Here is a 23,480-nt window from a genome sequence, read left to right as displayed (position 1 = left end):
TGGTGTCTGAGCATCCCACGCGGTGAACAGCAAATGGCCGGTCATGCCCATCGGCGCCTTGTTCAGCGCCTGGAACGGGGCGAGGTCCAGTTGCAGTTCTTCGTCGCTGGCCGTCACCGTCGGCAAAGCCTTGTGCGTGTCGACGCTGGTCCGGCCATGGCCCGGCAGATGCTTGACCACGCCCACCACGCCGCCGCGCTGCAGACCGTCAAGGATCGCCCGGCCCAGAGCCGCAACCCGCATCGGTTCGCTGCCCAGAGCGCGGTCGCCGATGACATTGTCGGCATCCGGCTGGCGGACATCGAGCAGTGGCAGACAATCGACCGTGATGCCGACTTCGTTCAAGCTGACGGCAATCGCCTGCGCATTGAGCCGCGCCGCCTCGATCGCCGTGGCAGGCGCGATGTCGTACAGCTTGTCGAATATCTCCCCCGCCGGGAATTTGGGCCAGATCGGCTGCTGCATCCGCGCCACACGGCCGCCTTCCTGATCGATCAGGATCGCCAGATCATCGCGGCCATGGAGCGCGCGCAGTTCATCGGTCAGCGCCCGCAATTGTAGCTTGCTCTCGATATTGCGTCCGAAGATGATATAACCCGCAGGGTCGCTTTCGCGGAAAAATGCCTTTTCAGCGGTGGTCAGGCTCAGGCCCGAAATTCCAAAAACCGCCGGTGTCATAGCCATGATGAACTCTTCTCACGCAACATGTCTTACCCTTGCGCCGTTTCGAAGCCGGGTAAAGGCAAAAGCGCCGTTATCCACAGCGCTTCAACCATCTATTGCTTCCAGACTAGCGAACGACCAGGCAGCTTTCGCCAGCGGCCTTGAGATTATTGCAGATTTCCTGGGCCGCCTCGCGGCTTGGTGCAACCGCGTTCAACCGGTAAATCGTTCCACCATCCAGATTGCCCTGAAGAATCTTTTTCGGCAACGAGCCGATGGCTTCAAACCGGCGCGCATAGCCCGACCAACTGCGATCAGCGAGACTGGCTGAACTGAAGGCACCAAGCTGGATCAGGGCCGTTCCTGCTGCGTCTGCGGACGGGTCTGCATCCGCCTTGCGGAGCGGCGCTTCCGTCGTCACTGGATCACCCAGTTGTGCCGGGGTCTCCTGGCCTTCGCTGGCGGCGAAGCTGGCATCGCCTTCGCCTTCAAATTGCCGTGCCTGCGGGTCGTCGGGACGGACCTTATAGTCGCCTTCCTGAGCTGCAATCAATTCGCCATTGCCGTCCAGCCCGCCGCCGTCGCGGTTCTGCAGCCAATAAATACCGCCGACGATTGCCGCCAGTAGCAGCAAACCGAAACCGACGAACAAAGCCACCCGGATCGGAGAATATTCTTCGCCATCATCATAATCTTCGGCCGATTCGAGCCAGGGCAGACGATCTTCGTCGTCCAGATCAAGATTTTCGCGGGTGGTATCTGACATTATATGCTCCGTTAGCCAAAGGGCTGATCACATCGATTCTGCGGCCTCTACGCCCATCAAAGCAAGACCATTTTTTACAGTCTGCCCGATATTCTTGGCTAAGAAAAGCCTCGCGGATGTGACTTCCGGGTCATTAACCATTATGATCCGCTTGTCAGGCCGGTCATTGCCCAGATTATAATAGCCGTGAAAAGCGGCTGCGAGGTCGTTCAGATAGAATGCGACTCGATGCGGTTCGCGCGACGCCGCCGCCGATTCGATGATCCGCGGGAATTGCGCCGCCATTTTGATCAGGTCCATTTCCTCCTCGCCGAGCCGGTCAAGATGGTCGGCCGAGGGCGTCACCCCTTCGTCTGCGGCTTTGCGCAATGTCGACTGGATGCGGGCATGGGCATATTGCACATAGAAGACCGGATTGTCGCGCGAGGCTTCCATCACCTTGGCGAAATCAAAGTCCATCTGCGCGTCCGCCTTGCGCGTCAACATGGTGAAGCGCACGGCGTCCTTGCCGACTTCCTCGACCATGTCGGCGATGGTGACAAAATTGCCCGAGCGTTTGGACATTTTTTCCGGCTCGCCGTTGCGCAACAGGCGCACCATCTGGACCAGCTTCACGTCAAATTTGGTCTTGCCTTCGGTCAGCGCCGCAACCGCCGCCTTGATCCGCTTGACCGTGCCGCTGTGGTCGGCGCCCCAGATATCGATCAGCTCGTCTGCCGTCTGCGCTTTTTGAAAATGATAGGCGAGATCGCCGCCGAAATAGGTCCAGCGCCCGTTGGATTTCTTGATCGGGCGATCCTGATCGTCACCAAATTGCGTCGAACGGAACAGCGGCAGCTCGACCGCTTCCCAATCCTCGATCACCTTGCCCTTGGGCTGTTCCAGCACCCCGTCATAGACCAGATCGCGGGACCGCAGCTCGGCTTCGGCAATATCCGCCTTGCCGGCTTCGTGCAGTTCGGCTTCGGATGAGAAAACATCGTGGCTGATGCCGAGCATGGCGAGATCCGAGCGGATCATGTCCATCATCTTGGCGACCGCCGCCTTGCGGAAGATAAGCAGCCATTCGGTTTCTGCCGCATCTTTGTATTTATCGCCAAATTCGGCGGCCAGGGCTTCCCCGACCGGCTTCAGATAGTCGCCAGGGTACAGGCCTTCGGGGATCACACCGATCTCTTCACCCAGCGCTTCCAGATAGCGCAGATGAGCGGAACGGGCGAGCGTATCGACTTGCGACCCGGCATCATTGACATAATATTCGCGGATCACCTTGTGACCCACGGCCTCGAGCAGATCGGCCAGCGCATCGCCGACCACCGCGCCGCGGCAATGGCCCATGTGCATCGGTCCGGTCGGATTGGCGGAGACATATTCGATATTGACGGTAACGCCCTTGCCCTTGTCCGACCGGCCATATTCCGAACCCAGCTGCTCGATTTCGAGCAATTCGCCCAGCAGCACGGAGCCAGCGACACGCAGGTTGATAAATCCTGGACCGGCAATGTCCACCGATTGCACATCGTCCAGCGCGCCAAGCTTTTCGGCAATTTTCTCGGCCAGATCGCGCGGCTTCATGCCAGCCACTTTTGCCAGGACCATCGCCGCATTGGTCGACAGGTCACCGTGCGAAGGATCGCGCGGTGGTTCCAGCGTGACATTCGAACGGTCAAGCCCGACCGGCAGAACCTCCGCTTCGGTCAATTCATCCAATATCGCATCAATATGTTTCTGAAAAATATGGAACAGCATGATTGGTTCAATTCGTCATAGGAAAAAAGGCCCGAATTGTTCAGGCGCGTTTGTTTGTCAATGCAGGCAACCCTATCGGGTAGCGTTATATTGCAATTGTGCCTGGGTTAGCTGAAAACCGATCAGCAGCTCGAACGAGGAGCGGGTGACGGCGGCCTTGATGGTCGGGTCAGCCAGCGGATCGAGCGCCGCATCGGCGTCTCCGGGCTTGCGCTTCCGGGTCAGCCGTTCAATCACGTCTTCCGGCAAACGGGCGGCAGAGGCGTCAACATAGGCACCAGCCTTGCCCGAAGCCGTCGCCCGATAATCACCGGCGGCAAATTGCAGCGTAACATTTTTGATCCGCTTTGCCACCACGGCGGTGCCGCCCTGGATGACAGTGGAAAAATAGGGAACGGTGACCGTGCGGGCGCCGGCCGGATTGGTCCGCAAGGCATAGATGTCGAAGCTCGCTTCGGTATAAATCCGCGCACCTTCGCTATTGCAGGTCGAACGGACGTTGGTGATGTTGGCAACCACATCGATGGCACTGGCATCGGTGCTGGTCGCGGGGTTGAAGATGGTTATGTCGCCGGTATGATCCGGCACCGCAACCGCTGGACAACCCGTCCGGATGACCGAAACACCGACGCCTGAACTGATGTCGAGCGCGCCTTCTTTTGCACATCCGGTGACAGCCAAGACCGTGACCGCTGCCAATATAATTTTTTTCAACCGGCCATTTGCCATCATTTTCAATCCTTGCCTTTGATCACGGGCAACACACATAGGCTCCATGCGCACCGATAAAAATTTCGCAACCCTTATCTGGGCCTTTAATGCGGTGCAACCGTCCATAAGATGAACAGACGGGCTTTTCGCCGGTGCAGTTATTCTCTAAGGGGTTGAACATGATTCATTCCGATAAGCAGAAACGGCAGATAGACTTGCTTGTGGCCACACCTCGCGGCTTTTGTGCGGGCGTCGACAGGGCGATAAAAATCGTCGAGCTGGCGATAAAAAAATATGGCGCGCCGGTCTATGTCCGGCACGAAATCGTCCACAACCGCTATGTGGTGGATGAATTGAAGAAACTGGGTGCGATATTTGTCGAAGAGCTGGACGAGGTGCCCGATGGCGTCCCGGTGGTATTTTCCGCTCATGGCGTGCCCAAGGCTGTCCCGCATAAAGCCGAAGAACGCGGGCTGGAATATCTCGATGCGACCTGCCCGCTGGTGTCCAAAGTGCATCGCCAGGCGGAACGGCAAACCGAAGCCGGTCGGCATATCATCTTTGTCGGCCACGCCAATCACCCCGAGGTAATCGGCACATTCGGCCAGGTCGAAGACGGCCAGATGACATTGGTCGAAACACTCGACGATGTCGAAGCGCTGCAACCCGCAGATCCGGAGGCGCTCGCCTTTCTGACCCAGACGACCTTGTCGGTCGATGACACGCACGCAATCGTCGCGGCGCTGCAAGCCCGCTTTCCGGGCATCGTCGGGCCAAAAGGCGAGGATATTTGCTACGCCACCTCCAATCGTCAGGATGCAGTGAAAAAAATCGCAAAAAATTGCGAACTCGTTCTCGTCATCGGCGCGCCAAACAGCTCGAATAGCCTGCGCCTTGTCGAAGTCGCCGAACGCGGCGGCGCAACTGCCAAATTGATCCAGCGAGCCGATGAAATCGACCTTGCCTGGCTGGACGGCGTCAGCAAATTGGGATTGACCGCCGGGGCCTCGGCACCGGAAATTTTGGTGCGCGAAGTCATGACCCTGCTCGAAGAGCATTTCGAAATTCGCGAGGAAAAGGTCAAGACCGCCGAGGAAAACATGGTCTTCAAACTGCCACGGGGGCTCGAAGCGGCCTGATGGCGGTCTATACGAAGGTTAGCGCAGAGGAAATTGGCCAGTTCCTCACCCGTTTTGACGTCGGCACGCTCCTATCTGCCAAAGGCATTGCCGAAGGCGTCGAGAACAGCAATTATCTGCTGGAGACGACGCAGGGCAAATATATTCTGACCTTGTATGAAAAGCGGGTCGACCCTGCGGATCTGCCATTTTTCATCGCTTTGCTCGATCATCTGGCGGCGCATGGCTGTCTGGTACCGCCGATGATCGCCGACCGCGAAGGCGAGAAGATCCAGCAGCTCTGCGGACGCAGCGCCTGCCTGATTACCTTTCTGTCCGGTGTATCGGTGAGCCACCCCACGATCACACAAGCCGAGGCTATGGGCCAGGCGCTGGGAGGCATGCATGGCGCGCTTGCGGATTTCAAGCCGGAACGCCGCAACATTCTCGATCACGATGGCTGGCGGGCGCTGGCGGAGCAATGCGGTCCCGCGCAGCTCGACAATATTGCTCCCGGCCTGGCAGAGGCGATTGCACAAGAGCTCGATCATCTCGACGCCCATTGGCCGCATGAGCTGCCCCGATCGGCCATTCATGCCGACCTTTTTCCCGACAATGTGCTGATGCTGGGTGACCGGGTCACCGGCCTGATCGACTTTTATTTCTCCTGCACCGATATCCGCGCCTATGATCTCGCGGTGACCCATGCGGCATGGTGTTTTTCCGAGGATGGCTCGGACTTCTACAAGCCAATATCGCAAGCCTTGATCAGCGGTTATCAATCCGCCTTCACGCTCAGCGATGCCGAACGCCAGGCCCTTCCTCTGCTTGCCCGGGGTGCGGCGCTGCGTTTTCTGCTGACCCGGGCCTATGACTGGATCAATACCCCCGCCGGTGCGCTGGTGACACGCAAGGATCCCCAGGCGTTTCTCCATCGGCTGCAATTTTATCAAACCCACCCGGATATATTTACAATATGACTGAAACGAAAATCGTCGAGATCGCTACCGATGGCGCGTGCAAGGGCAATCCCGGGCCCGGCGGCTGGGGCGCGCTGATCCGTCACGGCGACAAGGAAAAGGAAATTTCCGGTGGCGAGCCGGATACGACCAACAACCGCATGGAGCTGCGCGCTGCGATCGAGGCGCTCAATACGCTGAAGCGCCCCTGCAAGGTCAAGCTGTCGATCGACAGCAAATATGTAAAAGACGGCATCACCCAATGGATTTTTGGCTGGCAGAAAAATGGCTGGCGGACTGCCGCCAGAAAGCCGGTCAAAAACGCTGATCTCTGGCAGGACCTGTTAAAGGCGGTCGAGCCCCATCAGATCGAATGGCACTGGGTCAGAGGTCATGACGGCCATGCCGACAATGAGCGCGCCGATATATTGGCCAGCGATGCTGCGATCAAAGCCGCCCGCAACAATTTCTAGCTATTGTCTTCAATCTCGGCATTCGGTCCATTTTTCTGGATCGAACTGATTGCATTTTTGGCACTCGCCTTGCTGGTATAACCTTCGGTCCAGAAAATCACTTCGCCATTATATTTGAAACGAACCCGAAATTCGCCCTTCTTGTCTTTCCAGATTTCAAATTTATGGGCCATTGCCATCCTCTCCTTCTGTTGGATAACAGAAATCATAGGCCATCAGCCCGGCTGTGCAACACCCCAGTTGTAAAATGACCGTTGCTAGGAGAAGCGCGATGCCGCGTAGAGACTGGCATCGATCCCGTGCAGGCTTTCATCGGGCGTCTGGCCAAGCAGAATGGAACGAGCCAATTTGGCCGCTGCCGGGGACGTCTGGATACCGAAACCGCCCTGCCCGGCAAACCAGAATAAATCTGCGGTTGCGGAATCGAAGCCGATCACGGGCAACCGATCCGGCGCAAAGCTGCGCAGACCCGCCCATTTTCGGGTAACCCGCTTGACCTGCACATCCATCACCTTTTCAAACCGGTCGATGGCAATGGCAACGCTCAGTTCGTCCGCGGCGACATCACCAGGCTCAGCCGGGATTTCGTCATGCGGGCTGAGCCAGTAGCTGCCGCCGGCTTCGGGTTTGAAATAGAAACTGCCATCCAGACCGACAACCAGTGGCATGTCCTGCGATGAAGGTGGATCGGTCTCGATCTGGACCATGTTGCGGATCAACGGCTGGATGCCGACCGGTTTGGCCCCGGCCAATCGGGCGATGCCATCCGCCCAGGCACCGGCGGCATTGACCAGCACGGTCGCGTGATAGGTTTCATCCCCGGCGATCAGCTCCCACATTTGATCCTGTTTCCGGATCCGGGTAACCGGTGCGCGGCATTTCAGATCCACGGCCTTGCGCTTGGCGTCTGCAAGATAGGCGGCATGGAGGGCCGCGACATCGATATCGCGGCATTCGGGTTCATGGATCGCATGTTTCCATATCGGCTTCAAATCGGGAACGAGTGCTGCGGCCTGGGCCCAGGACCAGCGAGCCATGGTGAGCCCGTTGTCGGCAAAATCTGCCAGAAACTTATCGGCCAGATGCTGCTCATCGTCGCGCCCAATATTGACCGCACCGCGCGGCCGAAGAAAGCCAGTCTGCGAAAATTCCGCCGGTGGATTGTCCAGAAATGCCCGGGAAGCGGTGGTCAGCGGCTGGACCAGCGGCCCGCCATAGCTTTCCGTCCAGAAGGCCGCGGAACGACCGGTGGAATGATAGCCGGGATGGTCCTCGGCTTCGAGCAGCAAGACCGATCGATCGGCACCAATTTCAGAGGCGATGCTGGCTCCGGCGATACCGGCTCCGATTATAGCGACGTCAAAATGCTTCATTGTTTTGGTGCAACCCGGTCGAGAAAGGAAAAACAGGCGTTGAGCGCGTCGTTGCGCACATCATCTACCTCGCGAAATATTTCATGGGCGGATTCCGGACCGAATAGCTTCATCTCGGCCTTTGGCATCAAGTGCACGGCGCGCTCGATAGTCGGATGATCGACAAGTTCGTCCGTCGATGTCGCCAGCACCAGAATCGGTGTCTCCATCTGCATCAACCTTCGGCGGTTGCGCAATGATCTGGTCGAGGCATAGGCCCGTTCAACCCAGCGCCAGCTCGCTGGTCCCAGCCGGACAAAGGGGCGCTCGCGGAACCAGAAAAATTCATCCGAATAGCGGTCGGCATCATGGGTCAGCAAAGCCTGTCGGGGCACATAGGGTTCCAGCGGATTTTCGATCGGTTTCCAGGCACGCCGTGTAGCGCGGCCAATGATGCACATGATCTTGGCGATCAATTGGGCGGTCCATTCCGGCATGCCGCCGCCGGCAGGGGCGAGCATCGGTGCGCTCAATATGGCCGCGTCCGGATGGATGCGTTGCTCGGTCAGCGCGCGCAGCACCAGATGCCCGCCCATACTGTGGCCCAGCACGACATGCGGCCCTGGATGGCTGGCACGCCATTGATCAAACAATGCTACCAGATCCCCCACCCAAGTGGCGAAATCATCGATATGGCCGACATGCGGGTGCGGCCCGCAACGGCCCGATCCGCCTTGCCCGCGCCAGTCAACCGAGGTGACATTCCAGCCACGGGCGTGGAAATCATGCAATGTTTCCAGATATTTTTCGTAGAAATCTGCTCGTCCGGCCATGAACAGAATGGAGCCTCGCGGTCCGTCCGGCTGATCGTCACTCTGCCAGTCCAGTTTGCGGAACTCCCAGCCATCCGGACCGATCCACGGCGCTTCTATCGCATCTGCTGGAACGGACCGGCGATCAAAGCGCTCATCTTTAAAGTCTGTCATATCACGCTTTATCGTTGTCGCAGGATCGGAAGATAAAAATCGTTCCGGGAATCGTGGTTACTATTTGGTAAGGCAAATTAACTAGACGTCTGTCCATGGATAGCGAAACCTTCATCTACTTGCTCTGGGGCGGATTGGCAATTGCACTGATTGTCGCAGCAGTCACCGATCTCAAAAAACGCCATATTTCAAACTGGCTCAATCTCGTGATTGCCATGGGTGCGCCGGTCTTCTGGATATTCAGCGGCATGACATTGTGGCCCGACATGATCGCACAAATCGGACTGGCTGTTATCATATTTACCATATTCGCCGGATTGTTCGCGATCGGCGCGATGGGCGGCGGTGACGTCAAACTGCTGACTGCCCTGTCTTTGTGGATGCCCTGGCTGACGTTTCTCGAGTTGCTGGTGATCATGTCAATCGCTGGCGGCCTGCTGACACTGTTAATGATGATCAGCAAGCAAATCCGAAAGACCGAAGGCCCCATAAAGGTTCCATATGGTGTCGCCATCGCCTTTTCCGGGCTTTGGACGATCTGGGGCATAACGGGGCATAGTTCACAAACGATATTTTAACCATTTTACTCGAAAGAGGCATGGACCGCCAATGGAACCATTTCGGCGGGGGCATTCAGGAGGCGTGAAACGTCATGGACAAAAAGAAAATCATTTTGCTGATTGGTGCGCTGATCGTTGCTGCGGTCACTGCACTGCTCGCAAAGAATATGTTTGATGGTGCCTCCGCGCCCCAAGTCGCTGCAAAAAAAGCCGAACTGGTTGGCGAGGAAGTTCTCGTCGCAACCCGCGCGCTTCCTGTCGGCACGATTATCACGCCCGACAGTTTCCGGTTCCAGCCTTGGCCAAAGGATCTAATCGAAGACGTCTATTTCATGAAGGAAAGCACCAACCTGGAAACGCTTACTGGCACCGTTGTCCGCAATCCAGTCACCGCTGGCCAGCCTCTCACCAAAGGCTCTCTCGTTGCGCCGGGTGATCGCGGCTTCCTTGCCGCAGCGCTCGGCCCCGGCATGCGCGCAGTCACTATCCCTGTATCCGGTTTGACCGGCGTTGCCGGCTTCGTATTCCCGGGTGACCGGGTGGACCTGATGCTGACCCAGTCGGTCCAAGGCGAAGGTCCGGAGCTCAAGGTTTCCGAGACCGTGATCCGAAACTTGCGGGTGCTGGCCACCGACAACCGGGTTACCGCATCGACCAATGAAGCGGGACAGCAGATCGCCCGGAAGGCAAAGCTGGTCACCCTCGAAGCCACGCCAAAAATTGCCGAGCAGATCTCCGTTGCCCAGACTCTGGGTACATTGAGCCTGTCGCTTCGTTCGCTGGCCGACAGCGCCGCCGAACTGGAAGAAGCAATTGCATCCGGCGCGATCAAACTGCCAAAAACGGATGACCCGGTTGTTGAAGCCGACATGCTCCGTTCGCTGGCTGCACGCCCAAGCAGCACGAAATCAAGCTTTTCGACCGGTGGCGACGTGTCGCGCTTTGAAACGCGCTCACCGCCTCCCCTGGCCGCCAAGGAAAAACCAAAAGGTCCGGTAGTCCGCGTCGCCCGCGGAAATACGGTCAATGACATCGAGTTTGGAGACAAGTAATGGCCGTAGAATATGCACAGCATAGCCGTTCGGCGAAAAAGGCAATGGGCGTTGCCGTCGTTGCCGCCCTCGCCCTGGCTCTGGCTGCGAACAGCAGCACGGCACTAAACGCCCAGTCGGTCAACATATCCCAGCCGGATAGCCGCATTTCCATCGCGGTCGGCCGTGGCAAGTTGATTACTCTGCCCTCACCGATTGAAGATATTTTCATTGCCGAAAACAGCATTGCCGATGTCCAGGTGCGGTCGCCGCGGCAAATTTATATTTTCGGCAAAAAAGGCGGTCAGACCAGCTTTTATGCAACCAGCGCTTCCGGTAAAGTCATCTACTCGGCCGAAGTCGCTGTCGGCGCAGAAATTTCCTCGATTGACCAGATGCTGAGCCTGGCCATGCCAGAAGCGAATATCGCGGTCAGCACGACCAATAATTTCGTCCTGCTGACCGGCACCATCGCCAATCCGGATGATGCGGAAGAAGCGGAAAATCTGGTCCAGGCTTTTGTCGGCAATGAGACCCGGGTTGTCAGCCGCCTGAAAACGGCAACGCCGATGCAGGTCAACCTGAGAGTTCGCTTTGCCGAAGTCAGCCGATCGCTGGCGAAGGAGATTAACGGCAATCTTCTGACCCGGGACACAACTGGCGGGTTCCAATTTGGTGTTTCGCGTGGTCGCCAGTTCGGCTCGATCACCGATTTCAACACATCGGCCTTTCCCAATCTGGACGCATCGCAGCTATTTGGCTTGCCAGCAGGTTCAATCTCGCTGCCGTTCAACCCGTCAACCGGCCAGTTCGTGACGCCGGGTGGGACGCAATTCAACTATAATGCAGGATCCGACCTCAGCACCGTTCAGGCGGCCGGCCGCCTGTTTGGCCTGGATATCGCCACCGCTCTGGATGTCTCGGAACGAGTCGGTCTGGTCAGTACGCTGGCATCACCAAACCTGACGACAATTTCGGGTGAAACCGCGACTTTCCTTGCTGGCGGCGAATTCCCCATTCCGATTTCGACCGGATTGGGTGAAGTTTCCGTTCAATACAAGAATTACGGGGTCAGCCTGTCCTACACGCCGACCGTATTGTCAAATGGCCGAATTTCCATCCGCGTTGCACCGGAAGTATCGGAAATCACCTCCAACGGAGCCGTTGTCCTAAACGGTTTCAGTATTCCGGCCGTATCAACCCGCCGAGCGGAGACCACAGTCGAACTGGGATCGGGAGAAAGCTTCATGATCGCCGGCCTAATGCAGAACAGCTACAACTCGGCGATCGACAAGACGCCGGGCCTGGCCGATATTCCGATCCTTGGCACATTGTTCAAATCTGATGGCTATCGTCGCAATGAAACCGAACTGATGATCGTCGTAACGCCTTATCTGGTGAAACCGGTCAGCGACAGCGAGATCGTATTGCCCACTGACGGCTTCAAGGCCGCCAATGATGCGGAACGGTTCCTGATGAACCGCAACCATAGCGGTTCTGGCGGCGATCGGCCCAAGCCGAGCGTGGCTCCGGCCACACCGGAAGACCAGAGTTTTGGCAGCCTGGAAACACCAGCTCCCGCCAAATCGGCCAAGACATCCAAGAAATCCGGCGGCACCGCTCCCGGTTTCAGTTTCGACAAATAAGCTCGATCAGGAGAACAGATCATGCGCATCGTTTCAATGGCACTTATCACCGCCCTCGGGCTCTCGGTTACGGCATGTGGCAGCACCACCGCGAACCGCAGCGTCTATAGCGAACGCCAACCGGTTGTTTCCAAATCGAATTTCGTGCTGGACCTGAGCGCCGGCAATGGCGGACTGTCCACGGCAGAGCAAAATCGCCTGTCCGGCTGGTTCGACGCGCTCGAACTGGGTTATGGTGATCGCGTTTCGATCGATGATCCAGCCTATTCCACGAGCGCCGTGGCGAAGGCTGCGGTCGAAACCATTGTTGCTGAATATGGACTGCTGGTCAGCGAGACGGCACCGGTTACCGAAGGCAATGTTCCTGCTGGTCTGATGCGGATTGTTGTGACACGCACCTCGGCTTCCGTGCCGGGATGCCCCGATTTCAGCCATCGCAGCCACACCGATTTTCAGGCGCGTACCAGCGCCAACTATGGTTGCGGAACGAACGGCACTCTTGCCGCGATGATTGCCAACCCAGAAGATCTGGTCCGCGGCCAGGCTGCCGACGGTGAAGATCAGGCGCAGGCTTCCAAGGCTATTCGTGCCTATCGTGACAAGAAAGTTGGAGGACAATAATGAACGCTCCCTGGAAACCTGGCTCGGTTGGCGGCCGTGATCCGTTTGCCGCATTTGTTTGCGATGACGACACGCTGGAGATGCTCCGTCCGGTTGCCGAAGAAATGGGCTGGTCGGTCGACAAATGTAACAAGGGCGGATTGCGCAATGCGATCCAGACCCTGTCCGTTTCTGCCAGTCCCAATATTTTGCTGGTAGACCTGTCGGAATCCGGTGATCCGTTGAGCGATATCAATTCGCTGGCCGAGGTCTGCGAACCAGGCACCGTTGTGATTGCCATGGGTCAGGTCAATGACGTTCGCCTCTATCGTGATCTGATCGTGAGCGGCTTGCAGGACTATCTGCTGAAGCCGTTTAGCCCGGAACAGTTGCGCGACGTATTGTCCCAGGCGCAAGCGGTCTTCAACCAACCAAAAATCGATGATCCGCAAGCCGAAAAACCGCATATTTCAACCGCTGTGATCGGCACCCGCGGCGGCGTCGGAGCCTCAACCATTGCCACCTCTCTGGCCTGGCTGCTCAGCCATGACCGGGAACGTCTGACCGCGCTGCTTGATCTGGATGTCCATTTCGGTACCGGCGCCCTTTCGCTCGATCTGGAGCCTGGTCGCGGCCTTACCGATGCCATCGACAACCCGAGCCGGATTGATGGCCTGTTCATTGAACGCGCCATGATCAAGGCCAATGACAAACTGTCACTGCTGTCTGCCGAAGCGCCAATCAATTCGCCGATCCTGACCGATGGCACCGCTTTCTTCCAATTGCAGGAAGAATTTCGCGCTGCCTTCGATTGTACGGTGATCGATTTGCCGCGCGACATGCTGATCAACTATCCCCATCTTCTCGGTGATGTAAATGCGACCGTCATCGTGACGGAACTGACTCTCGCTTCGGCGCGGGACTGCATTCGCCTGCTGTCCTGGCTGAAATCCCACGCGGCCCAGAGCAAGGTCTATGTCGTAGCCAACAAGGTGCAAACCGCCAATCTGGAAATCGGCCGTCAGGATTTCGAAAGCTCGATCGAGCGCAAGATCGACATCATGATTCCCTATGACCCCAGAACCGCAGCGCAGGCTGCAAAATTGGGTCAGGCGCTGGTGGATGCCGGCAAGTCAAGCAAAGCCTCGGCTAAGATCATCGAGTTGACCAACCTCGTGCTCGGATCTGTGAGCGGCGGGCTGGACCCTAGCGATGCTGGCGCCAAGAAATCGTTCATGGATAAATTTGGCGAATTCAAATCCTTTCTGCCGTCAAAGAAAGCCAATGAGGATGCTCCCAAAGTCTGAAGCAGGTGCAGAGATTCTTCGGCTTTAAAGGAATTAGACTATGGGTATGATGCAAACTGCAATTTTGGGTGCTGGCGTTCTGGCGGTTCTGCTGCTGCTCATCTTTGCATTTGCCGATGCATCGCAATCAAGAGCAAGCGCACGGCGGCTGAGCAAGCTCAAGTTTCGCCATTCCGACAGCGCTAATGTGCATGTTGAAGTGCAGATGAAAAAAGCGCTGTCAGCGCGGCGCAAAACCACTCGCCCCAAGGGCGACACCATGACCAAGCTGGAAATTCTGGCGATCCGGATGGAGAAAACCGGCAAGCGCTGGCCGCTGTCCTATTTTTTCTACGCTGCAGGCGGCTTGTTTGTGGTCGTCTCCGGTTTGCTGCTGCTCAAGGGCGCTCCGATTCTGCTATGTCTGTTTTTCGGGCTGCTGGTCGGTGCCGGATTGCCGCATTTTGTTGTCGGCTTCCTGATCAACCGGCGGATTGCCAAATTTACCGCTTCCTTTCCCGATGCCATCGAACTGCTCGTCCGCGGCCTGCGTTCAGGCCTGCCCGTCACCGAAACAATCGGTGTGGTCGCCAAGGAAATTGGCGGACCGGTTGGCGAGGAATTCCAGAATGTGGTCGACCGGATCAAGATTGGCCAGACCATGGAGGATGCGCTGCAAGAGAGCGCAAAGCGCATGGAAACGCCAGAATTCAAATTCTTCTGTATCACTTTGGCAATTCAGCGCGAAACCGGTGGTAACCTGGCCGAAACGCTGTCCAACCTTGCCGAAGTGCTGCGCAAACGTGGCCAGATGAAACTCAAGATCAAGGCGATGTCCTCGGAATCCAAGGCCTCGGCCTATATCGTGGGATCACTGCCGTTCATTGTGTTCGGACTGGTTTATAGCGTGAACCCGACATATCTGGCTGGCTTTTTCTATGAAGAACGTTTGATCATCGCTGGCCTGGGTGGCCTGTGCTGGATGAGCATTGGTGTGTTCATCATGGCCAAAATGGTCAATTTCGAGATTTAAAATGAAGGTGCTAGGCAAATGACAACCGGCGGCGGACCAACATTAATGGGCGTAGACGTGCTCTGGGTGGCGACAATATTGTCGGCCGTCGCGGCATCGGCAGTATTTTTCGCAATCTATGCCGCGGTGACCGTGCGCGACCCCATGGCAAAACGGGTCAAGGCACTAAACGAGCGCCGGGAACAGCTGAAAGCTGGCATCACCGCCTCAACCACCAAGAAACGGGCAAAGCTGGTTCAGCAGAATGATACCACCGACCGGATGCGCAACGTGCTGTCGTCTTTGCAAGTGCTACAGGATACCCAGGTCAAAGAAGCGCAGCAGAAGCTGGCCCAGGCCGGTATCCGTTCGAAGGATCTGGCCTTTCTCATCATCTTCAGCCGGCTCGTTTTGCCGATCCTTCTCGGAGGCGGTGCGGCGCTGGCGATATATGGCTTCAACTATCTGGCCGACTGGTCTGACCTCAAACGTTTCGGCGTCTTTGCCGGCGCCGCCATCCTGGGATATAAAGGGGCCGACATTTACGTCAACAACCTGATCTCCAAACGGACCGACCTGATCCGCAAGGGTCTGCCTGACGCCATCGATCTGCTCGTCATTTGTGCGGAAGCCGGACTGACGGTCGACGCCGCCTTTTCCCGGGTCTCGAAAGAACTCGGCAGCGCCTATCCGGAGCTGGCCGATGAATTTTCGCTGACCTCCATCGAACTGGGCTTTCTGACCGAGCGGCGACAGGCCTTTGAAAATCTGTCCTATCGTGTGGCGCTGGACCATATCAAGGGCGTTGTCACGACGATGATCCAGACCGAGAAATATGGTACACCGCTGGCATCTTCCCTGCGTGTCTTGTCGGCGGAATTTCGTAATGACAGGATGATGCGGGCGGAAGAAAAGGCCGCGCGTTTGCCAGCCATCATGACGATACCGCTGATCCTGTTCATTCTGCCGACCCTGTTCATCGTGATCCTCGGCCCCGCGGCCTGCTCGATCTCCGATGCAATGTTGTAGCAGGAAATAAATCTGACAAATCAAGAGAGCGGCAGTCCCCTGCCGCTCTTTTTTATTGCGCCGCGATGGTGTCCGCCGATTTTTTTATTCTTGCCAGCACGGCGGATAGTTCGGCTTTCTCTTCCTCGCTGAGCACGGACATGATTTTCTTGTCCATCGCCTGAGCGGCTGGCAGGATCTGGCCATATAGATCGCGGCCCGTGCTGCTCAGCAACAGATGATGGGAACGGCCATCGGCGGTATTGGGACTGCGGTCGAGCAAGGCGCGATCGACGAGATTTTTCACCGCCCGGTTGACGGTCACCTTGTCCATCAACGTCGCTTCGACCAAATGCCGCTGCGTCGAGGCGCCACGTGTGCCGAGCACCGACATCACCCGCCATTCCGGTATCTTGAGGCCGAAGCGGCTCTTATATTCGCCCGCGATTACATCGCTGACCACGTTGGACGTCGTCGAGAGCTGGTAGGGCAGATAATCATCAAGTTTAAAGGTCATAAGTAATATTTATTCAATTTTGACGCGAAGTCCAACCCAAAATGTCCGGGGGAAGGCCCGTTCTATTATTCCATTGCTACTGATCGCTGCCTCTACCCGGGAGTCGAGAAGATTTTCAACCCGGGTTTCGACCAGCAGGCGATCGTTGACGGCCAGCGCCATGCGGCCATCGATGGTGAATGCGTCGGCCAGGCTGAGCATATTGACATCATCCTCGAACTGCTGCCCGATATAACGCGCAGACAGGCTTGCACCGGTGCCATTTTCACTTTCCCAGCGGATCGATCCGGATGCGTTGTGCCGGGGGACCTGAGCCGGGCGCAAACCGTCGATCGAGGCGGCGTCGCCAATACCATCGACATTGGCATCAACGTAGGAATAGGCAGCGCGAACGGTCAGGCCGTCCGCCAGTTGGCCGAGATCGAACAAGGCATCGATTTCGACGCCCCTGGATTTGATTGCCGCGAGATTTTGGCGCTGGCTGTAAGTAGCACCCGCCGCTACAAAGCCGACACCCGGGAACAAGCCAGGACCATTATCGAGGGTCACGTTTGCGACTGCATTATCCAGCTGGTTGTAGAAGCCGGTAATGCCCAGCGTGACAATGCCGCTATTCCAGTCCAGCCCCAGCTCGGCCCCTTTGACTCGCTCCGGTTCCAGCAATTCATTGGCGGCTGTGGCATCGTCACCAACCCGGAAGGGTCGGAACAATTCGTTGAGCGTAGGCAAGCGCCAGCCGAGATAGGCCGCGCCGCGCAGCGTGAGCTGGTCGGTTACGTCATAAGCAAAGCCGCCACGACCCGTAAATTCGCTGCCGCTGCGATTGGCGAATTGATCGTCTGTCCGCACCGATCCGGGAAACGGATTGATCAGTTCGATTTCTTTCCGGAAACCGTTGTCGATCGTCCAGAAGTCAACGCGCCCGCCACCGGTCAGGACCAGCGCATCGCTCGCCTGCAAACTGGCTTCAACGAAGCCGCCATAGGTCGCGGTACTGCCGCCTGCCCTGCGGCTGCGGCGCGGCGTGTCATTGTCGGCAAAGAAGAAATTTTCCTTGGTTTCCCCCTCGGTCCGCCGCCAGTCGCCGCCGATGCGCAGTTCGATGTCGTCACCAACCGGAGGCCGCAGTTCAAAGCGTGCACCAAGCCCGGTAGAGGGAACATTATATTGCTCGAATACCCGGCTAACCGAATTGCGGTCATCGGCAACACCGCCGAAGCTGACGTCAAAATTGCGAATCTGGACATAGGCCAGAGCGGACCATTGCCATTCGGAAGTGCGGTCGACCAGCCGGATGCTGGCATCGGCACCGTCATTGTGATTTTCACTGAAAGCAAAGCCGCGCTCGCGATCATCGGTAAAGGCCCGGACATTGCTCTGTAATTCAACATTGTCGGACAAGGGCGCGACAAAGCGGACGGCAAGGCCGGCCTGTTCATATTCCGCCGGGCGATCGACCGAACCGCGCTGGCCTTCGATGATCGGAATGAAACCGTCGCCGCGGGCATAATTGGCAGAAATGGTCAGCTGCCCCTGCCCCAGTTCGCGGCCAAAGATCAGATCGGCATCAACGCTGTTGCGGCTGCCATAGGCGGCGCCCAGTTCGATCAGGTCACCGACATTGTCGCTGAACAGTTCGATGGTTCCGGCAATGGCACCCTGGCCGTCTGCGCCGCTACCGCCGCCGCGCGTTATCCGGGCGCTGCTCAAAGCCAGCGCATCATAGCCAGGCCAGGCGACCCATCCGCCAAATGGATCAGCCTGCGGTACGCCATCAAGGATCAACAAGGCGCGGGAAGAGGCATTGCCGCCCAGTCCGCGCAGCGTGATGCCCTGGCTGGTCGGGTTGGCCGACCGCGCGTCCGAACGACGGAATTGTTGAAGACCGGGCACATCGCGCAACGCATTCTCGACCGTCTGCAAAGAATCGATCGAAATTTCGGTGGCGTTATAAGCCCCGTCGCCAAGCGAGGCCGGCAGTCCGGTTACGATAATCTCGGATAATGACCTATCGGCAAAGACAATTTCGTTGTCATCATTGCTGGCTTGATCTTGCCCCCAGGCAGGGACACTCACCAACGCCATTGAAGCCAATAGCGGGTAGGCTAATACTGATTTTTTCATGACTTAACTATGCATCCACTTCTGATGAACCGGCATATCGTCTGGTAGCCGGTGATAATCCTGCGCGTCGCAGGCAAAATTAGCGCTGTCTGCTTTACCGAAAATGCTCGGATCATCGAGCGTTCCGACCTTCACGATCACCGCCACTTCAAAGCCCGGTGCACGAGTGGTCAGATGGGTACCGCAATCGGCGCAAAATTCCCGGGTCACACCCTTTTCGAGGTCCGCCCGTTTAAAGCCCTTCACGGCCCCTTTGGTGATGGCGAAACCGTCCGCCGGCATCGCCATCAGCAACAGACTATTGCCGCCGGTCGTAAATTGGCATTCGCGGCAGAAACATTCCGCCTTCAGCATTGGTTCGCCTTCGGCCTCGTAGCGCACCGCACCGCAATAGCATCCACCTTCGATTGTCATGTCATTGGTCCTTCACGGCTTCGGGAGCGGCTTTTTGAAAAGCCTCGAGTTGATTGCAAGCCGCATCAATGCGCACGAGCTTGGGAAAGGCGCTTAAATCCGTCTCGAACCGCCGGGCATTGGCCATTTGCGGGACAAGACAGACATCGGCGAGATTCGGCCTGTCGCCACCGAACAGGCCGGTTTCGGGCGCCATGGCCTCGAGTGCCACAAAACCTTCTTCGACCCAATGGCGATACCATGTGTCGATCGCTTCCTGCGATTGTCCCAGCTCATTCTTGAGATATTTCAATATGCGCAAATTGTTCACCGGGTGAATGTCGGCGGCAATGACCAGTGCCTGAGCGAGCGTATGGGTGCGCTCGATCGGGTCGCTGGACACCATTGGCGGATCGTCATATTTTGCATCGAGATAGTCGATAATCGCCAGCGACTGGGTCAGATCAAGTCCGTCGATAGAAAGCATCGGCACAAAGCCCTGCGGATTGCGCGCGACATAGGCCGGGGCCTTCTGGTCTCCATCAAGCAGACTGGTGTTGATCGCTGTATAGGGCACGCCCTTCAGGTTGAGCGCGATGCGCACCCGGTAGCTCGCCGAACTGCGCCAATAGTCGTAGAGGATGATATCTGTCATGCGCTGGCTTTGAAGATTGAGCGGCGGAAATGCAAGGGCGTTACACCACACTTGCGACGGGTCAGGATTATCCTGTCGAACCGCCATCGATTGAAATGTCGCCGCGCGGTTCAATCGACACGCTCCGCCCCGTCCGCCTTGCCAGTTCATCCAAAAGCGACGGTGTCAGCTTGTTGGCCACAGCCGGATGCACGGCCAGCAGCATGGCACCGGTGCCGCGATCCCGCTCCGCCTGCCGGAGCAATTTCAGCGCAGCATTGATCGAGCGATTGGCCTGCATGATTTCCAGCAGCGATGGCCGGACCTTGCGGCTGACAATCTGCATGAAACCAAAGCCGTTGATCGCGGTGCGTTCGCAATTGGCGGTCATATGCTGATCAAAAACAGCGGTGACGGCGGCGCGTTCGGCCTTGGCTTCCAGGGTCGGAAAATCGACCCCGATATTGCCGGATATGTCGAAGCGCAGCAGCGCCCGGGCGACCTCTTTCGCGGCCCGTTTCGCCAGCTCAAATGGTGCCAGCGGCCCATCGACATCGATCAATGTCATCGCCGGAGTAAGCGAAACCAACAGGTTCCCGCCCGCAAAATCGATCCGCCCGGTTTCCGCCTGCTCGATCGCTTCGTGCCAATCATGCTGGGAGAAAATATCTTCGTCATGGGCGTGAACCTGTTTGACGGGAAGTCCGCTTGCCGCGAATTCCGCCAACAAGGCGGGGCCTTCGCACAACGGGCTGTCGATGTCGGCTGGCCGTGCCTTGGCGCGCTTGGCCTGCCCGCCTTGCTCGATCATCGCCGCCCGGACGATTTCTACCCGGACCAACGATCCTTCGGTCAAACCTTTGGGCAGCGGCTGCAAAAGCGCCTCCTGCCCGTCCGGCAGCGTCACGATGCCGGATTTTCCCGCGACCCATTGCCGGGTGAATTTCGCGTCGACGACCGCGCCGGCTCTGGCCCGCCCATCTGCGCGCTCGACCCGTATCTGGAGAAGCATATTATCTTCGAGCCGCAACGCCCGGTTTTCACCGATCCCGGCTTCGTACAGCCAGCCATTGGCAACATCAGCCAAGAGGATAGCCCGCGCTGATCAGCAGATTGCGGGTTTCGTAAAGCGGAAGCCCCATGACCCCGCTATAGCTGCCCGACATCCAGGTGACGAAGGCTTCTGCCTGCCCCTGTATCGCATAGCCGCCTGCCTTGCCCTGACCTTCGCCAGAGGCAATATAGGCTTCGATCTCGCTCGATTCGAAACGCTTGAATTTGACGATACTGTCCGACAATTTGGTGCGCGCCGTGCCATCGGCAGCGATCACGCAGACCGCAGACATCACATGATGCCGTCGCCCGCTGATCAATTGCATGAACTTGCGCTGCTCCGCCGCATCGGCGGCCTGGCCCAATATCCGGCGACCGACCGCAACCGTGGTGTCGCCAGCGACCAGGATTTCCTGATCTTCGCGTTCGACGGCAGCAGCCTTTTCCTGGGCCATGCGCAAGACATAGTCGCGCGGCAATTCGCCCTTGTGCGGGGCTTCGTCAATATCGGGAGAGATGATCCGGTCCGGCGTGACGCCCAGACGACCGAGCAGTTCCAGACGACGCGGGCTGGATGAGGCGAGGACAAGTTTCATGGAATACGATACCCTCTCTCTGGACCGTTCGGGCTGAGCTTGTCGAAGCCGCTTACGCAAATGCACTGCCTGCCGATCGCCGTCCTTCGACAAGCTCAGGACGAGCGGCATACCATCACTTGAAACGATAGGTGATACGACCCTTGGTCAGGTCATAAGGGGTGAGCTCAACGAGCACTTCATCGCCAACCAGCACGCGGATGCGATTCTTGCGCATCTTGCCAGCGGTGTGACCCAAAATCTCGTGGCCATTTTCCAGCTCGACCCGGAACATGGCGTTGGGGAGCAGTTCGCGAACCAACCCCTTCATTTCCAGTAATTCTTCTTTTGCCATCTTGCGGTGCATTTTCCCTGATATCGCGGCAATCCCGCGTGTTGCAGTGCGCCATAACGGCAAATGCGCCAAAAGGGAAGGATTAGCTGCATCTGTCAAAATGATAAAATCTATCGCTGCCCCAGCAATTTCCCTGCGACAATTTAATACAAAGAAAATATACCATTAGCGCGTCCTGCATGGCACTTCGGACATCTTCTCTCCCCCCTATTTGAAGCTATTGAACCCGATCATGATCTCTTCCCCAGGATTCCTCAGCGCCTCATCCTCCTTTGCCCTGGCAAGCCTGTTGCTCGCGGCTCCTGCCGGCGCGCAGATCACCGAAACAGATTCGGACTATCCGGATGAGGAAATCGTGGTCACGGCAGAGCGGCCGCGCGGCGCAGTCGTCACCGAGATACCGCCGGTGGTCGAACTGACCGAAGCGGACATCGCCAGTTTCGGTGTGTCTTCGGTGCAGGACCTGCTCGAAGCCATTTCTTCGCAGACCAGTTCCAGCCGGGGCCGGGGCAGCGGCCGGCCGATCGTGCTGATCAACGGCCAGCGCACCTCCGGTTTCCGCGAAATCCGCGATCTGCCGCCGGAAGCCATTCGCACGGTGCAGGTCTTTCCGGAAGAGCTGGCGCTGCAATATGGCTATCGTCCGGATCAGCGGGTGATCAACTTCATCCTCAAGGACAATTATACCGGGGTCAGCGCATCGGCGGAATATGGCGTTCCGACAAGAGGAGCGCAGGGGCGTTCGGAGGTTGAGAGCACCATCACACGGATCGGCAAGAACAGCCGCGTCAACATCAATCTGGAATGGCAGAACAACACTGCGATCACCGAAAGTGAACGCAACATCATTCAGGATGCTGCCGGCGATCTGGTCAATCTCGGCGATTTTCGCACGCTGGTCGCGCCCTCGGACAATGTCGAGCTCAATGCCAATTACAGCCGGAACTTCGACAATGGCATGTCACTCTCACTCAATGGCGGTTATGTCTACGACAAGTCCCGTGGCCTGCAAGGCCTGCCCAATGCTACGCTGCAAGTCGCGGGCGATCCTCTGTTCCGTTATTTCACCGAATATGGCCCGCTCAACCGGGTGCAGGAAAGCAATAGCGCGCAAGCAGGGCTGACGCTGAATGGCAGGATCAGCGAATGGCGCTGGTCGCTGACCAGCGATTACAAGCGGGCGCAGGTCAATACAGACACCGACCGATCCGGCGATATCAGCGCGCTGCAGGCGGCGATTGATGTCGGCTCGGTCGATCCGCTGGCGGTCGATTTTGGTCCGTTGCTGGGAGCCCCTGTCACCGATAGCGCCAAGGTTGTCGATCAGACGTTCAATAATCTGGCCACGGTCTCCGGTAGCCTGTTCAACCTGCCCTCCGGCACGGTCACCACCACCATCCGTGCGGGCTATGACCGGGAAAAACTGGATAGCCGGGAAACGCGCAGCGGCATCGTCACCACCACCGGCCTCAGCCGCGACGAGCTGAGCATGGGGATCAATATCGATATCCCGCTGGCGGACGAGAATATCGACGTCGTGGAAGCGATTGGCAAATTGTCGATCAACGGCAATCTCGGCTATGCCGACCTGTCCGATTTTGGCGGTCTGGTCGAATTTGGCTTTGGCCTGAACTGGGAACCGTTTGACGGGCTGGTCTTCACAGCCTCGGCGATCGGCGAGGAAGCCGCACCCGGCATCGCCCAGCTCGGCAATCCGGTAATCATCACCCCCGATGTCACGGTCTTCGACTTCACCAATGGCGAAACCGTGCTGGCTGCGATCACCACCAGCGGCAATCTGGCGCTGCCGGCGGAAACGCGGCGGGATATCAAGCTGGCGGTCAATTATCGCCCCGAATGGCTCGACGGCTTTACCTTCCTCGGCGAATATTTCCGCAACAACAGCGAC

24 protein-coding genes and 1 pseudogene are annotated in these 23,480 nt (G+C 57.6%); 11 read left to right on the top strand and 14 right to left on the bottom strand.

Going from position 1 to position 23,480, the window contains the following annotated elements:
* The 4 genes from V7665_RS08610 to V7665_RS08595 form a co-directional block, all read right to left on the bottom strand.
* Positions 1-678, bottom strand: a 678-nt coding sequence (locus V7665_RS08610; RefSeq protein WP_335664128.1) for a glycoside hydrolase family 3 N-terminal domain-containing protein, incomplete at its 3' end; no start/stop codon positions are given.
* A gap of 112 nt (positions 679-790) precedes the next feature.
* Complete coding sequence (locus tag V7665_RS08605) at positions 791-1,429, bottom strand: SPOR domain-containing protein (protein WP_335664122.1); 639 nt, start codon at positions 1,427-1,429, stop codon at positions 791-793.
* A 27-nt stretch (positions 1,430-1,456) separates the two neighbouring features.
* Positions 1,457-3,181, bottom strand: coding sequence for an arginine--tRNA ligase (gene argS, locus V7665_RS08600; RefSeq protein WP_335664127.1), 1,725 nt, complete (start codon positions 3,179-3,181; stop codon positions 1,457-1,459).
* Between the two features lie 69 nt (positions 3,182-3,250).
* Positions 3,251-3,910, bottom strand: a complete 660-nt coding sequence (locus V7665_RS08595) for a hypothetical protein (RefSeq protein ID WP_442955203.1) — start codon at positions 3,908-3,910, stop codon at positions 3,251-3,253.
* Between the two features lie 158 nt (positions 3,911-4,068).
* On the opposite strand from V7665_RS08595, the gene ispH reads away from it, so the two are divergent.
* From ispH to rnhA, 3 genes are read left to right on the top strand one after another with little or no spacing between them, the layout of a single operon-like run.
* Positions 4,069-5,028: a 4-hydroxy-3-methylbut-2-enyl diphosphate reductase gene (ispH, locus tag V7665_RS08590; protein ID WP_335664121.1), complete on the top strand. Its 960-nt coding sequence runs from the start codon at positions 4,069-4,071 to the stop codon at positions 5,026-5,028.
* Positions 5,028-5,987 (top strand): homoserine kinase, encoded by a 960-nt coding sequence (gene thrB, locus V7665_RS08585; protein WP_335664120.1) that lies wholly within the window; start codon positions 5,028-5,030, stop codon positions 5,985-5,987. Before ispH ends, thrB begins: the two co-directional genes overlap by 1 nt.
* Positions 5,984-6,439 (top strand): ribonuclease HI, encoded by a 456-nt coding sequence (rnhA, locus tag V7665_RS08580; protein ID WP_335664119.1) that lies wholly within the window; start codon positions 5,984-5,986, stop codon positions 6,437-6,439. The genes thrB and rnhA overlap by 4 nt, the downstream gene beginning before the upstream one ends.
* On the opposite strand, the gene V7665_RS08575 is transcribed toward rnhA, so the two are convergent.
* The 3 genes from V7665_RS08575 to V7665_RS08565 form a co-directional block, all read right to left on the bottom strand.
* A complete protein-coding gene (locus V7665_RS08575; RefSeq protein ID WP_335664118.1) occupies positions 6,436-6,612 on the bottom strand; it encodes a YegP family protein in 177 nt (58 codons plus the stop codon). The two genes, rnhA and V7665_RS08575, sit on opposite strands and share 4 nt — an antisense overlap.
* An 84-nt stretch (positions 6,613-6,696) precedes the next feature.
* Positions 6,697-7,812, bottom strand: a complete 1,116-nt coding sequence (locus V7665_RS08570; RefSeq protein WP_335664117.1) for an NAD(P)/FAD-dependent oxidoreductase — start codon at positions 7,810-7,812, stop codon at positions 6,697-6,699.
* Positions 7,809-8,777 carry an alpha/beta hydrolase gene (locus V7665_RS08565; RefSeq protein ID WP_335664116.1) on the bottom strand — a complete coding sequence of 323 codons (969 nt, stop codon included), beginning with the start codon at positions 8,775-8,777 and terminating at the stop codon, positions 7,809-7,811. The genes V7665_RS08570 and V7665_RS08565 overlap by 4 nt, the downstream gene beginning before the upstream one ends.
* A gap of 95 nt (positions 8,778-8,872) precedes the next feature.
* Here V7665_RS08565 and V7665_RS08560 point away from each other — a divergent pair, with 95 nt between their 5' ends.
* The 7 genes from V7665_RS08560 (at position 8,873) to V7665_RS08530 (ending at position 15,941) form a co-directional block, all read left to right on the top strand.
* The gene (locus tag V7665_RS08560; RefSeq protein WP_335664115.1) at positions 8,873-9,355 is read left to right on the top strand and encodes an A24 family peptidase; all 483 of its coding nucleotides are present in this window, start codon (positions 8,873-8,875) and stop codon (positions 9,353-9,355) included.
* 74 nt (positions 9,356-9,429) lie between these two features.
* A complete protein-coding gene (cpaB, locus tag V7665_RS08555) occupies positions 9,430-10,389 on the top strand; it encodes a Flp pilus assembly protein CpaB (protein ID WP_335664114.1) in 960 nt (319 codons plus the stop codon).
* Positions 10,389-12,014, top strand: coding sequence for a type II and III secretion system protein family protein (locus V7665_RS08550; protein ID WP_335664113.1), 1,626 nt, complete (start codon positions 10,389-10,391; stop codon positions 12,012-12,014). The genes cpaB and V7665_RS08550 overlap by 1 nt, the downstream gene beginning before the upstream one ends.
* A 21-nt stretch (positions 12,015-12,035) precedes the next feature.
* Positions 12,036-12,635: a CpaD family pilus assembly protein gene (locus V7665_RS08545; protein WP_335664112.1), complete on the top strand. Its 600-nt coding sequence runs from the start codon at positions 12,036-12,038 to the stop codon at positions 12,633-12,635.
* Positions 12,635-13,921 (top strand): pilus assembly protein CpaE, encoded by a 1,287-nt coding sequence (locus tag V7665_RS08540; RefSeq protein WP_335664111.1) that lies wholly within the window; start codon positions 12,635-12,637, stop codon positions 13,919-13,921. The genes V7665_RS08545 and V7665_RS08540 overlap by 1 nt, the downstream gene beginning before the upstream one ends.
* Before the next feature lie 40 nt (positions 13,922-13,961).
* Positions 13,962-14,933: a type II secretion system F family protein gene (locus V7665_RS08535; protein ID WP_335664110.1), complete on the top strand. Its 972-nt coding sequence runs from the start codon at positions 13,962-13,964 to the stop codon at positions 14,931-14,933.
* A gap of 18 nt (positions 14,934-14,951) precedes the next feature.
* Complete coding sequence (locus V7665_RS08530; protein WP_335664109.1) at positions 14,952-15,941, top strand: type II secretion system F family protein; 990 nt, start codon at positions 14,952-14,954, stop codon at positions 15,939-15,941.
* Between the two features lie 52 nt (positions 15,942-15,993).
* On the opposite strand, the gene V7665_RS08525 is transcribed toward V7665_RS08530, so the two are convergent.
* From V7665_RS08525 to infA, 7 genes are all read right to left on the bottom strand, one after another.
* Entirely contained in the window at positions 15,994-16,437 is a 444-nt protein-coding gene (locus tag V7665_RS08525; protein WP_335664108.1) for a MarR family winged helix-turn-helix transcriptional regulator, read from the bottom strand.
* 9 nt (positions 16,438-16,446) lie between these two features.
* Positions 16,447-18,561, bottom strand: coding sequence for a TonB-dependent receptor (locus tag V7665_RS08520; protein ID WP_335664107.1), 2,115 nt, complete (start codon positions 18,559-18,561; stop codon positions 16,447-16,449).
* A 3-nt stretch (positions 18,562-18,564) separates the two neighbouring features.
* On the bottom strand, positions 18,565-18,975 hold the full coding sequence (locus V7665_RS08515) for a GFA family protein (protein WP_335664106.1): 411 nt from the start codon (positions 18,973-18,975) through the stop codon (positions 18,565-18,567).
* A gap of 1 nt (position 18,976) precedes the next feature.
* Positions 18,977-19,609 carry a maleylacetoacetate isomerase gene (maiA, locus tag V7665_RS08510; RefSeq protein ID WP_335664105.1) on the bottom strand — a complete coding sequence of 211 codons (633 nt, stop codon included), beginning with the start codon at positions 19,607-19,609 and terminating at the stop codon, positions 18,977-18,979.
* Between the two features lie 67 nt (positions 19,610-19,676).
* Positions 19,677-20,675 carry a ribonuclease E/G gene (locus V7665_RS08505; RefSeq protein WP_335664104.1) on the bottom strand — a complete coding sequence of 333 codons (999 nt, stop codon included), beginning with the start codon at positions 20,673-20,675 and terminating at the stop codon, positions 19,677-19,679.
* Entirely contained in the window at positions 20,668-21,237 is a 570-nt protein-coding gene (locus tag V7665_RS08500) for a Maf family protein (RefSeq protein WP_335664103.1), read from the bottom strand. Before V7665_RS08500 ends, V7665_RS08505 begins: the two co-directional genes overlap by 8 nt.
* 115 nt (positions 21,238-21,352) lie before the next feature.
* A complete protein-coding gene (gene infA / locus V7665_RS08495) occupies positions 21,353-21,571 on the bottom strand; it encodes a translation initiation factor IF-1 (protein WP_176278141.1) in 219 nt (72 codons plus the stop codon).
* 232 nt (positions 21,572-21,803) lie between these two features.
* On the opposite strand from infA, the pseudogene V7665_RS08490 reads away from it, so the two are divergent.
* Positions 21,804-23,480 (top strand): annotated as a pseudogene (locus V7665_RS08490) (hypothetical protein); the annotation flags it as partial.

Source organism: Parasphingorhabdus sp., from assembly GCF_036964675.1.
In the GTDB taxonomy this organism is placed as follows: Bacteria; Pseudomonadota; Alphaproteobacteria; order Sphingomonadales; family Sphingomonadaceae; genus Parasphingorhabdus.
The sequence above is the reverse complement of the archived record's forward strand: the minus strand, read 5'-3'. Positions and strand labels throughout refer to the sequence as shown.

What these genes read in the sequence shown, in the direction of transcription:
- V7665_RS08545 (WP_335664112.1), top strand. Translation starts at nt 12,036, where the DNA reads ATGCGCATCGTTTCAATGGCACTTATCACCGCCCTCGGGCTCTCGGTT.
- V7665_RS08560 (WP_335664115.1), top strand. Translation starts at nt 8,873, where the DNA reads ATGGATAGCGAAACCTTCATCTACTTGCTCTGGGGCGGATTGGCAATT.
- rnhA (WP_335664119.1), top strand. Translation starts at nt 5,984, where the DNA reads ATGACTGAAACGAAAATCGTCGAGATCGCTACCGATGGCGCGTGCAAG.
- ispH (WP_335664121.1), top strand. Translation starts at nt 4,069, where the DNA reads ATGATTCATTCCGATAAGCAGAAACGGCAGATAGACTTGCTTGTGGCC.
- V7665_RS08540 (WP_335664111.1), top strand. Translation starts at nt 12,635, where the DNA reads ATGAACGCTCCCTGGAAACCTGGCTCGGTTGGCGGCCGTGATCCGTTT.
- V7665_RS08525 (WP_335664108.1), bottom strand. Translation starts at nt 16,437, where the DNA reads ATGACCTTTAAACTTGATGATTATCTGCCCTACCAGCTCTCGACGACG.
- thrB (WP_335664120.1), top strand. Translation starts at nt 5,028, where the DNA reads ATGGCGGTCTATACGAAGGTTAGCGCAGAGGAAATTGGCCAGTTCCTC.
- cpaB (WP_335664114.1), top strand. Translation starts at nt 9,430, where the DNA reads ATGGACAAAAAGAAAATCATTTTGCTGATTGGTGCGCTGATCGTTGCT.
- infA (WP_176278141.1), bottom strand. Translation starts at nt 21,571, where the DNA reads ATGGCAAAAGAAGAATTACTGGAAATGAAGGGGTTGGTTCGCGAACTG.
- V7665_RS08595 (WP_442955203.1), bottom strand. Translation starts at nt 3,910, where the DNA reads ATGATGGCAAATGGCCGGTTGAAAAAAATTATATTGGCAGCGGTCACG.
- maiA (WP_335664105.1), bottom strand. Translation starts at nt 19,609, where the DNA reads ATGACAGATATCATCCTCTACGACTATTGGCGCAGTTCGGCGAGCTAC.
- V7665_RS08565 (WP_335664116.1), bottom strand. Translation starts at nt 8,777, where the DNA reads ATGACAGACTTTAAAGATGAGCGCTTTGATCGCCGGTCCGTTCCAGCA.
- V7665_RS08535 (WP_335664110.1), top strand. Translation starts at nt 13,962, where the DNA reads ATGGGTATGATGCAAACTGCAATTTTGGGTGCTGGCGTTCTGGCGGTT.
- V7665_RS08605 (WP_335664122.1), bottom strand. Translation starts at nt 1,429, where the DNA reads ATGTCAGATACCACCCGCGAAAATCTTGATCTGGACGACGAAGATCGT.
- V7665_RS08550 (WP_335664113.1), top strand. Translation starts at nt 10,389, where the DNA reads ATGGCCGTAGAATATGCACAGCATAGCCGTTCGGCGAAAAAGGCAATG.
- V7665_RS08530 (WP_335664109.1), top strand. Translation starts at nt 14,952, where the DNA reads ATGACAACCGGCGGCGGACCAACATTAATGGGCGTAGACGTGCTCTGG.
- V7665_RS08500 (WP_335664103.1), bottom strand. Translation starts at nt 21,237, where the DNA reads ATGAAACTTGTCCTCGCCTCATCCAGCCCGCGTCGTCTGGAACTGCTC.
- V7665_RS08515 (WP_335664106.1), bottom strand. Translation starts at nt 18,975, where the DNA reads ATGACAATCGAAGGTGGATGCTATTGCGGTGCGGTGCGCTACGAGGCC.
- V7665_RS08570 (WP_335664117.1), bottom strand. Translation starts at nt 7,812, where the DNA reads ATGAAGCATTTTGACGTCGCTATAATCGGAGCCGGTATCGCCGGAGCC.
- V7665_RS08575 (WP_335664118.1), bottom strand. Translation starts at nt 6,612, where the DNA reads ATGGCCCATAAATTTGAAATCTGGAAAGACAAGAAGGGCGAATTTCGG.
- V7665_RS08520 (WP_335664107.1), bottom strand. Translation starts at nt 18,561, where the DNA reads ATGAAAAAATCAGTATTAGCCTACCCGCTATTGGCTTCAATGGCGTTG.